This is a genomic window from Staphylococcus sp. EG-SA-2, assembly GCF_017152085.1.
Window position 1 is genome coordinate 1 of record NZ_JACYHC010001082.1, and the last position, 10,405, is coordinate 10,405.

The 10,405-nt window shown below is 32.8% G+C and carries 10 protein-coding genes and 1 pseudogene; 9 read left to right on the forward strand and 2 right to left on the reverse strand.

The genetic code is table 11. The features are described 5' to 3' along the window. Together IDG60_RS18135 and IDG60_RS18140 are read left to right on the forward strand one after the other, a co-directional pair. A pseudogene (locus IDG60_RS18135) lies at positions 1-146 on the forward strand (YbhB/YbcL family Raf kinase inhibitor-like protein); the annotation flags it as partial. A 310-nt stretch (positions 147-456) separates the two neighbouring features. Further along, the gene (locus IDG60_RS18140; RefSeq protein WP_000769694.1) at positions 457-891 is read left to right on the forward strand and encodes an MAP domain-containing protein; all 435 of its coding nucleotides are present in this window, start codon (positions 457-459) and stop codon (positions 889-891) included. A 256-nt stretch (positions 892-1,147) separates the two neighbouring features. Here IDG60_RS18140 and IDG60_RS18145 read toward each other — a convergent pair whose 3' ends face one another. Further along, entirely contained in the window at positions 1,148-1,333 is a 186-nt protein-coding gene (locus IDG60_RS18145; RefSeq protein ID WP_000682089.1) for a YjzD family protein, read from the reverse strand. A gap of 294 nt (positions 1,334-1,627) precedes the next feature. On the opposite strand from IDG60_RS18145, the gene IDG60_RS18150 reads away from it, so the two are divergent. Together IDG60_RS18150 and fabF are read left to right on the forward strand one after the other, a co-directional pair. Then, positions 1,628-2,569: a beta-ketoacyl-ACP synthase III gene (locus IDG60_RS18150; protein ID WP_001100526.1), complete on the forward strand. Its 942-nt coding sequence runs from the start codon at positions 1,628-1,630 to the stop codon at positions 2,567-2,569. Positions 2,570-2,580: 11 nt separating this feature from the next. Next, positions 2,581-3,825 (forward strand): beta-ketoacyl-ACP synthase II, encoded by a 1,245-nt coding sequence (gene fabF / locus IDG60_RS18155; protein WP_103182715.1) that lies wholly within the window; start codon positions 2,581-2,583, stop codon positions 3,823-3,825. Positions 3,826-3,879: 54 nt separating this feature from the next. Here fabF and IDG60_RS18160 read toward each other — a convergent pair whose 3' ends face one another. After that, positions 3,880-4,251, reverse strand: a complete 372-nt coding sequence (locus IDG60_RS18160; protein WP_000915157.1) for a DUF3899 domain-containing protein — start codon at positions 4,249-4,251, stop codon at positions 3,880-3,882. A gap of 242 nt (positions 4,252-4,493) precedes the next feature. Here IDG60_RS18160 and opp3b point away from each other — a divergent pair, with 242 nt between their 5' ends. Genes opp3b through IDG60_RS18185 form a run of 5 tightly spaced genes read left to right on the forward strand, consistent with a single transcriptional unit; the run spans position 4,494 to position 10,193 of the window. Beyond that, positions 4,494-5,420, forward strand: a complete 927-nt coding sequence (gene opp3b, locus IDG60_RS18165; protein WP_000521533.1) for an oligopeptide ABC transporter permease — start codon at positions 4,494-4,496, stop codon at positions 5,418-5,420. Then, positions 5,420-6,490: an oligopeptide ABC transporter permease gene (gene opp3C, locus IDG60_RS18170; RefSeq protein WP_000829632.1), complete on the forward strand. Its 1,071-nt coding sequence runs from the start codon at positions 5,420-5,422 to the stop codon at positions 6,488-6,490. The genes opp3b and opp3C overlap by 1 nt, the downstream gene beginning before the upstream one ends. A gap of 15 nt (positions 6,491-6,505) precedes the next feature. Further along, positions 6,506-7,588, forward strand: a complete 1,083-nt coding sequence (locus IDG60_RS18175; RefSeq protein ID WP_000140050.1) for an ABC transporter ATP-binding protein — start codon at positions 6,506-6,508, stop codon at positions 7,586-7,588. Further along, positions 7,578-8,519 (forward strand): ABC transporter ATP-binding protein, encoded by a 942-nt coding sequence (locus IDG60_RS18180; protein ID WP_000786734.1) that lies wholly within the window; start codon positions 7,578-7,580, stop codon positions 8,517-8,519. The genes IDG60_RS18175 and IDG60_RS18180 overlap by 11 nt, the downstream gene beginning before the upstream one ends. A gap of 18 nt (positions 8,520-8,537) precedes the next feature. Next, positions 8,538-10,193, forward strand: coding sequence for a peptide ABC transporter substrate-binding protein (locus tag IDG60_RS18185; RefSeq protein ID WP_000197018.1), 1,656 nt, complete (start codon positions 8,538-8,540; stop codon positions 10,191-10,193). Positions 10,194-10,405: the final 212 nt, after the last annotated feature.

A 10,405-nucleotide genomic window follows, 5' to 3' on the forward strand; every position in this document is an offset into this window, starting at 1 on the left:
AAGATCATCAATATGAATTAACAGTTTATGCGTTAGATCATTCTTTAAATTTGAAGAATGGGTTCTACTTGAATGAATTTTTAAAAGAAGTAAATCAACATAAAATTGATCAAACAAGTATTAACCTTATAGGAAGAAAAATTTAATGCTAAATATCTCATCAATATAAAATTGTTCAATTAAAAGTACAAAGAAACAAGAGATTTAATTTATATATTAGGTACGGCGTTCGCTATAATGCAAAGAAGTAATTAAATTTAAGAAATGTAAACTTAGTTATTGTAATGTGAATTTATTTGAAAAAATAGAAAGTATTAACAATTATAGCTTTTACATTAATTAAAATTTATTTTTAAAAACAAGTAAACAATTTACATACTTATAATTTTTGAAACTTTTAGATTTGTGTTATATTGATTTTGTAAGATACTTTAACTCACAAAGGAGAGAGATTATATGAAATTAAAATCATTTATAACTGTAACTTTGGCACTGGGCATGATCGCAACGACTGGCGCTACTGTGACAAGTAATGAGGTATCTGCAGCAGAAAAGGACAAACTACCGGCAACTCAAAAAGCTAAAGAAATGCAAAATGTTCCATATACAATTGCAGTAGATGGCATTATGGCTTTCAATCAATCTTACTTAAATTTACCAAAAGATAGCCAATTATCATATTTAGATTTAGGAAATAAAGTTAAAGCTTTATTATATGATGAACGTGGTGTAACACCTGAGAAGATTCGAAATGCAAAATCTGCCGTTTACACGATTACTTGGAAAGATGGTAGTAAAAAAGAAGTGGATCTTAAGAAAGATAGCTACACAGCAAACTTGTTTGATTCAAATTCAATTAAACAAATTGATATTAATGTAAAAACTAAATAAACACTTAAAATTATCAAATTCAACATGAAGCATTTAATTTTACAGTGATGATTATAATATAATTGCCTTGATACAAAGATTACTCGTAAATGACATCTTTGTATTAAGGCTTTTTCTAAATTTAAAAGTGATGGGTTAGAGGTTATTGAGCTTTAAAATATTCAAAATACAAAACATTAATGGCCAAAAATAAAAGCCGCCTTTATCTGGGCAGCTTCAATAATAAGAAAGACATATTTCATTTTATACTAAATAGTTATTGTGATGAATCTTTCGGCGGTTTAATTACTGCAGCAAAAATTGCTGTGAAAATCGTGAACAATACTGCCATGATAATTGGATTCACTACATTTAAGCTGTCTCCACCTACTAGGCTATTAAGTACAAAGTTAACCATTTGCATTAATAATAATGCCCAAAAGAATGTTACGAGGTGTTTCATGTCATTCTACCTCCACTTTAATTATATATATTTTATTTTAAGTGAAAGTTAGAAATTTGTATAGTAACATCTCATATATTTTGACCATATTATACAGTTTAAATAAATGATTTTATCTGAATGGCTATTCAAATTTAAGCGCATTAAAACCAATTTCATACTGAAATTTGACGATAATAAAGCATTAAAATTTTATTAACTAGTCAATATTCCTACCTCTGACTTGAGTTTAAAAAGTAATCTATGTTAAATTAATACCTGGTATTAAAAATTTTATTAAGAAGGTGTTCAACTATGAACGTGGGTATTAAAGGTTTTGGTGCATATGCACCAGAAAAGATTATTGACAATGCCTATTTTGAGCAATTTTTAGATACATCTGATGAATGGATTTCTAAGATGACTGGAATTAAAGAAAGACATTGGGCAGATGACGATCAAGATACTTCAGATTTAGCATATGAAGCAAGTGTAAAAGCAATCGCTGACGCTGGTATTCAGCCTGAAGATATAGATATGATAATTGTTGCCACAGCAACTGGAGATATGCCATTTCCAACTGTCGCAAATATGTTGCAAGAACGTTTAGGGACGGGCAAAGTTGCCTCTATGGATCAACTTGCAGCATGTTCTGGATTTATGTATTCAATGATTACAGCTAAACAATATGTTCAATCTGGAGATTATCATAATATTTTAGTTGTCGGTGCAGATAAATTATCTAAAATAACAGATTTAACTGACCGTTCTACTGCAGTTCTATTTGGAGATGGTGCAGGTGCGGTTATCATCGGTGAAGTTTCAGAAGGCAGAGGTATTATAAGTTATGAAATGGGTTCTGATGGCACTGGTGGTAAACATTTATATTTAGATAAAGATACTGGTAAACTGAAAATGAATGGTCGAGAAGTATTTAAATTTGCTGTTAGAATTATGGGTGATGCATCAACACGTGTAGTTGAAAAAGCGAATTTAACATCAGATGATATAGATTTATTTATTCCTCATCAAGCTAATATTAGAATTATGGAATCAGCTAGAGAACGCTTAGGTATTTCAAAAGACAAAATGAGTGTTTCTGTAAATAAATATGGAAATACTTCAGCTGCGTCAATACCTTTAAGTATCGATCAAGAATTAAAAAATGGTAAACTCAAAGATGATGATACAATTGTTCTTGTCGGATTCGGTGGCGGCCTAACTTGGGGCGCAATGACAATAAAATGGGGAAAATAGGAGGATAACGAATGAGTCAAAATAAAAGAGTAGTTATTACAGGTATGGGAGCCCTTTCTCCAATCGGTAATGATGTCAAAACAACATGGGAGAATGCTCTAAAAGGCGTAAATGGTATCGATAAAATTACACGTATCGATACTGAACCTTATAGCGTTCACTTAGCAGGAGAACTTAAAAACTTTAATATTGAAGATCATATCGACAAAAAAGAAGCGCGTCGTATGGATAGATTTACTCAATATGCAATTGTAGCAGCTAGAGAGGCTGTTAAAGATGCGCAATTAGATATCAATGATAATACTGCAGATCGAATCGGTGTATGGATTGGTTCTGGTATCGGTGGTATGGAAACATTTGAAATTGCACATAAACAATTAATGGATAAAGGCCCAAGACGTGTGAGTCCATTTTTCGTACCAATGTTAATTCCTGATATGGCAACTGGGCAAGTATCAATTGACTTAGGTGCAAAAGGACCAAATGGTGCAACAGTTACAGCATGTGCAACAGGTACAAACTCAATCGGAGAAGCATTTAAAATTGTGCAACGCGGTGATGCAGATGCAATGATTACTGGTGGTACGGAAGCTCCAATCACTCATATGGCAATTGCAGGTTTCAGTGCAAGTCGAGCGCTTTCTACAAATGATGACATTGAAACAGCATGTCGTCCATTCCAAAAAGGTAGAGACGGTTTTGTTATGGGTGAAGGTGCTGGTATTTTAGTAATCGAATCTTTAGAATCAGCACAAGCTCGAGGTGCCAATATTTATGCTGAGATAGTTGGCTATGGTACTACAGGTGATGCTTATCATATTACAGCGCCAGCTCCAGAAGGTGAAGGCGGTTCTAGAGCAATGCAAGCAGCTATGGATGATGCTGGTATTGAACCTAAAGATGTACAATACTTAAATGCCCATGGTACAAGTACTCCTGTTGGTGACTTAAATGAAGTTAAAGCTATTAAAAATACATTTGGTGAAGCAGCTAAACACTTAAAAGTTAGCTCAACAAAATCAATGACTGGTCACTTACTTGGTGCAACAGGTGGAATTGAAGCAATCTTCTCAGCGCTTTCAATTAAAGACTCTAAAGTCGCACCGACAATACATGCGGTAACACCAGACCCAGAATGTGATTTGGATATTGTTCCAAATGAAGCGCAAGACCTTGATATTACTTATGCAATGAGTAATAGCTTAGGATTCGGTGGACATAACGCAGTATTAGTATTCAAGAAATTTGAAGCATAATTATAAAAATCTTCAGTAACGTTGTTTTAGTTACTGAAGATTTTTTCTGTTTCTTTATACTAAGATGAGCGACAGCACAATCGTCATAATAAAATATAGAATATTTATTAATAATAAGGGGATTATCCATGTAGAAACAAAGTAATGCTCTTTTTTTACCTCTTGTGGGTTGAAAAATGGATCATCAGAGATAGACTTCTTCTTTTTCGAAGATGACATTTGATACTTTAATCTTCTAAAACCATAACTTGTCGCATCAAAAATGCCTTCTTGTACAAGTAAAATCAAAAATATGCTAATAAAAATAATTAATGAAACATAAAACAATATATTTAAATATGTAATGATAGTATGGCTATTAAAAACCCATATAATAAACGTTAATATTGGCGTTATTAGTGCCATTCCAAGCCATTTTTTCAACATTTGATCACTCCCACTTATAGAAAACTCTTACGCATAGTTTACATTAAAATCAGACATTGAGGAATGATTTTTTAATTTCTTCAGCTTTATTGAAATTCTAAAATCAATCATTCTTCATTAGTTTAAAGCAAAAAAATATTGATATATAGTAAATATTGTATATATAATATTAGTTAAGATTTCAGAAAATTTTGAAGGGAATGGAAATTTAGAAATCGGAATTTGTTAGAGGAGGGGATTAGATGGGGAAATATATTTTCAAACGATTTATTTATATGCTTATTTCTTTATTTATTATTATTACAATTACATTTTTCTTAATGAAATTAATGCCAGGTTCGCCATTTAACGATGCTAAATTAAATGCTGAACAAAAAGAAATTTTAAATGAAAAATATGGATTAAATGATCCTGTAGCTACGCAGTATTTACATTATTTAAAAAATGTTGTTACAGGCGATTTTGGTAATTCATTCCAGTATCATAATCAACCTGTGTGGGATTTGATTAAACCGAGACTACTACCTTCTTTTGAAATGGGTCTTACAGCAATGTTCATCGGTGTGATACTGGGACTTATTTTAGGTGTTGCAGCAGCTACTAAACAAAATTCTTGGGTTGACTATACAACTACAGTTATTTCAGTTATTGCTGTATCTGTACCATCTTTTGTACTTGCTGTACTTTTACAATATGTATTTGCAGTTAAATTAAGATGGTTCCCAGTAGCTGGATGGGAAGGTTTTTCGACCGCGGTATTACCGTCACTTGCATTATCTGCAGCTGTTTTAGCAACTGTCGCCAGATACATAAGAGCAGAGATGATAGAGGTATTAAGTTCAGACTATATTTTATTAGCGAGAGCTAAAGGTAATTCGACAATGCGTGTACTTTTTGGACATGCACTTAGAAATGCTTTAATTCCAATTATTACAATTATCGTTCCCATGTTAGCAAGTATTTTAACAGGCACTTTAACAATTGAAAATATTTTTGGGGTTCCTGGATTAGGGGATCAATTCGTACGTTCAATTACAACAAATGATTTCTCAGTAATCATGGCAATCACACTATTATTTAGCACACTGTTTATCGTTTCTATTTTTATTGTAGATATTTTGTACGGTGTGATAGATCCACGAATTCGTGTTCAAGGAGGTAAAAAATAATGGCTGAAAATAAAAACAATTTGTCGATTAACGACGATCATTCTAATGCAGCTATGACGCATACCTCTGACGCTATCGCATCATCTGATTTTATTATTAGAGAATTAGACTTGAATCAGGAACCTGAAATGCAACGAGAAAGCAAAAACTTTTGGCAAGATGCTTGGGCTCAGTTAAAACGAAATAAGTTAGCTGTTGTCGGTATGATAGGTTTAATTATCATTGTAATATTTGCTTTTATCGGTCCAGTTATAAATAAACATGATTATGCTGAACAAAATGTAGAACATAGAAATCTTCCGGCAAAAATACCTGTATTAGACAAAGTTCCATTTTTACCTTTTGATGGTAAAGATGCAGATGGCAAGGATGCTTATAAAGCAGCAAATGCTAAAGAAAATTATTGGTTTGGTACTGATCAGTTGGGTCGAGATTTATGGACAAGAACATGGAAAGGTGCTCAAATTTCATTGTTTATCGGTGTTGTTGCAGCGATGTTAGATATTTTTATTGGCGTTGTATATGGTGCGATTTCTGGATTCTTCGGTGGACGTGTCGATACGATTATGCAACGTATACTTGAAGTCATAGCATCTATTCCGAATTTAATTGTCGTAATTTTATTTGTATTAATTTTTGAACCATCCATTTGGACAATTATATTGGCTATGTCTATCACAGGCTGGTTAGGCATGAGCAGAGTTGTACGTGGAGAATTTTTAAAATTGAAAAATCAAGAGTTTGTCATGGCTTCGAAAACATTGGGGGCTTCAAAATTCAAATTGATATTTAAGCATATTTTACCTAATACGTTAGGTGCTATCGTGGTTACATCAATGTTTACAGTACCTAGTGCTATTTTCTTCGAAGCATTTTTAAGTTTCATTGGTATAGGTGTACCTGCACCTCAAACATCGTTAGGGTCATTAGTAAATGATGGGCGCGCAATGTTATTAATTTATCCACATGAATTATTTATACCAGCAATGATTTTAAGTTTATTAATTCTATTCTTTTACTTATTTAGTGATGGATTACGTGATGCATTTGATCCGAAAATGCGTAAATAAAAGGGGGCATAGCATATGACTGAAAGAATATTAGAAGTAAATGATTTGCATGTTTCCTTTGATATTACAGCAGGGGAAGTGCAGGCAGTGAGAGGTGTAGATTTTTATTTAAACAAGGGGGAAACATTGGCAATTGTTGGTGAATCAGGTTCAGGTAAATCTGTAACAACAAAAGCAATTACAAAATTATTCCAAGGGGACACAGGAAGAATTAAAAAGGGAGAAATTTTATTTTTAGGGGAAGATTTAGCAAAAAAACCTGAAAATGAGTTAATTAAATTACGTGGCAAAGATATTTCAATGATCTTTCAAGATCCAATGACATCTTTAAACCCAACGATGCAAATTGGTAAACAAGTCATGGAACCATTAATTAAGCACAAAAATTATAGTAAAGCACAAGCTAAAAAGCGCGCATTGGAAATACTAAATCTTGTAGGTTTACCAAATGCAGAAAAAAGATTTAAAGCATATCCTCATCAATTTTCAGGTGGACAAAGGCAAAGAATTGTTATTGCAACCGCATTAGCTTGTGAACCTAAAGTGCTCATTGCTGATGAACCAACGACTGCATTAGACGTAACGATGCAGGCACAAATTTTAGATTTAATGAAAGAACTACAACAAAAAATCGATACAGCAATTATTTTTATAACGCATGATTTAGGGGTTGTTGCGAATATTGCTGATAGAGTGGCAGTTATGTATGGTGGTCAAATGGTTGAAACAGGAGATGTTAACGAAATATTTTATGATCCAAAGCATCCATATACATGGGGATTATTATCGTCAATGCCTGATTTATCAACAACAAATGACACACCATTACTAGCGATTCCTGGAGCGCCACCTGATTTATTACACCCACCTAAAGGTGATGCATTTGCGAGACGTAGTCAATATGCATTAGATATTGATTTTAAAGTAGAACCACCGTGGTTTAAAGTTTCACCGACACATTTTGTGAAATCTTGGTTATTAGACGCACGTGCACCAAAAGTTGAACTACCCGAGCTGGTAAAACAACGTATGAAACCGATGCCTAATAATTATGAAAAACCACTCAAGGTAGAAAGGGTGTCGTTCAATGAAAAATGATGAAGTGCTATTATCCATTAAAAATTTAAAGCAATATTTTAACGCAGGAAAGAAAAACGAAGTGAGAGCGATTGAAAATATTTCGTTTGATATATACAAAGGGGAAACATTAGGTTTAGTAGGAGAATCGGGGTGTGGTAAATCTACAACTGGTAAATCAATTATTAAACTTAATGATATTACAAGTGGAGAAATTTTGTATGAGGGTATTGATATACAAAAGATTCGTAAACGTAAAGATTTGCTTAAATTTAATAAAAAGATACAGATGATTTTTCAAGACCCATATGCGTCTTTAAATCCTAGGTTAAAAGTAATGGATATAGTAGCTGAAGGTATTGATATCCATCATTTAGCAACTGATAAGCGTGACCGAAAAAAACGTGTCTATGATTTACTTGAAACTGTTGGATTAAGTAAAGAACATGCCAATCGCTATCCTCATGAATTTTCAGGTGGACAACGCCAACGTATTGGAATTGCCCGTGCATTAGCCGTTGAACCAGAATTCATTATCGCGGACGAACCAATATCGGCATTGGATGTTTCAATCCAAGCTCAAGTAGTTAATTTATTATTAAAATTACAACGTGAAAGAGGGATTACGTTCCTATTTATAGCTCATGATCTATCAATGGTGAAGTATATTTCAGATCGTATTGCAGTCATGCATTTTGGGAAAATAGTTGAAATTGGACCGGCAGAAGAAATTTATCAAAATCCATTACACGATTATACTAAGTCTTTATTATCAGCCATTCCACAACCTGATCCTGAATCAGAACGCAGTCGCAAACGATTTAGTTATATTGATGATGAAGCAAATAATCATTTAAGACAATTACATGAAATTAGACCGAATCACTTTGTCTTTAGTACTGAAGAAGAAGCGGCACAACTACGAGAAAATAAATTGGTGACACAAAATTAAGGGGAAGGGGGAAATGCAATGACGAGAAAATTTAGAACACTTATTTTAATTTTGATTGCTACAATTGCATTAAGTGGTTGTGCTAATGACGATGGTATTTATTCAGATAAAGGTCAAGTATTCAGAAAAATTTTGTCATCAGACTTAACATCCCTTGATACATCATTAATAACGGATGAAATATCTTCTGAAGTGACTGCGCAAACATTCGAAGGTTTATACACATTAGGAAAAGGTGACAAACCGGTGTTAGGTGTTGCGAAAGCTTTTCCTGAAAAGAGTAAAGATGGTAAAACTTTAAAGGTTAAATTAAGAAGCGATGCTAAATGGAGCAATGGTGACAAAGTGACTGCACAAGACTTTGTTTATGCTTGGAGAAAAACAGTTGACCCTAAAACAGGTTCTGAATTTGCATACATTATGGGGGACATTAAAAATGCGAGTGATATTAGTACTGGTAAGAAACCTGTAGAGCAATTAGGTATCAAAGCATTAAATGATGAAACATTACAAATTGAATTAGAAAAGCCGGTTCCATATATTAATCAATTATTAGCACTTAATACCTTTGCACCTCAAAATGAAAAAGTTGCCAAAAAATATGGTAAAAATTACGGTACGGCAGCTGATAGAGCGGTATACAATGGTCCATTTAAAGTTGATGATTGGAAACAAGAAGATAAAACCTTACTATCTAAAAATCAGTATTATTGGGATAAAAAGAATGTAAAATTAGATAAAGTGAATTATAAAGTTATTAAAGACTTACAAGCCGGTGCATCATTGTATGATACTGAATCAGTAGATGACGCAGTTATTACTGCAGATCAAGTAAATAAATATAAAGACAACAAAGGATTAAACTTTGTGTTAACGTCTGGGACATTTTTTGTAAAAATGAATGAAAAACAATATCCTGATTTTAAAAACAAAAATTTAAGATTGGCTATCGCACAAGCAATAGATAAAAAAGGATACGTTGATTCAGTGAAAAACAATGGCTCAATTCCTTCCGATACACTAACAGCCAAAGGAATTGCGAAAGCGCCTAATGGCAAAGATTATGCGAGTACCATGAATTCGCCTTTAAAATATAATCCTAAAGAAGCAAGAGCACACTGGGACAAAGCTAAAAAAGAGTTAGGTAAAAATGAAGTGACATTTTCAATGAACACAGAAGATACACCAGATGCAAAAATATCTGCTGAATATATCAAATCGCAAGTTGAGAAAAATTTACCAGGAGTTACTTTGAAAATTAAGCAATTACCGTTTAAACAAAGAGTATCACTAGAACTGAGTAACAATTTTGAAGCATCACTTAGTGGTTGGTCTGCAGATTACCCTGATCCTATGGCTTATTTAGAAACAATGACCACAGGTAGCGCACAAAATAATACAGACTGGGGTAATAAAGAATATGATCAATTACTTAAAGTAGCAAGAACCAAATTGGCACTTCAACCGAACGAACGATATGAAAACTTGAAAAAAGCAGAAGAAATGTTCCTAGGAGATGCACCGGTAGCACCAATTTATCAAAAAGGTGTTGCACATTTAACAAATCCTCAAGTAAAAGGATTAATTTACCATAAATTTGGTCCAAATAACTCACTTAAACATGTATATATTGATAAATCGATAGATAAAGAAACAGGTAAGAAGAAAAAATAATATGCTTTGTAAATTAGGCTGGAGACATATCTCCAGTCTTTTTGTGTTGGATAAAAACTTTGGGAATAAAAATTTAAAATAAGTCGTTTTTTAAATTACTGAAATTGATTAAATGCATAAATAACTGAATATTCTAAAAATAAACTTGTAATAATTTTTTCTATGAGTAAACTAAAAAGAAAAAATTAGATTGAAAGTAGGAGGCATATGTA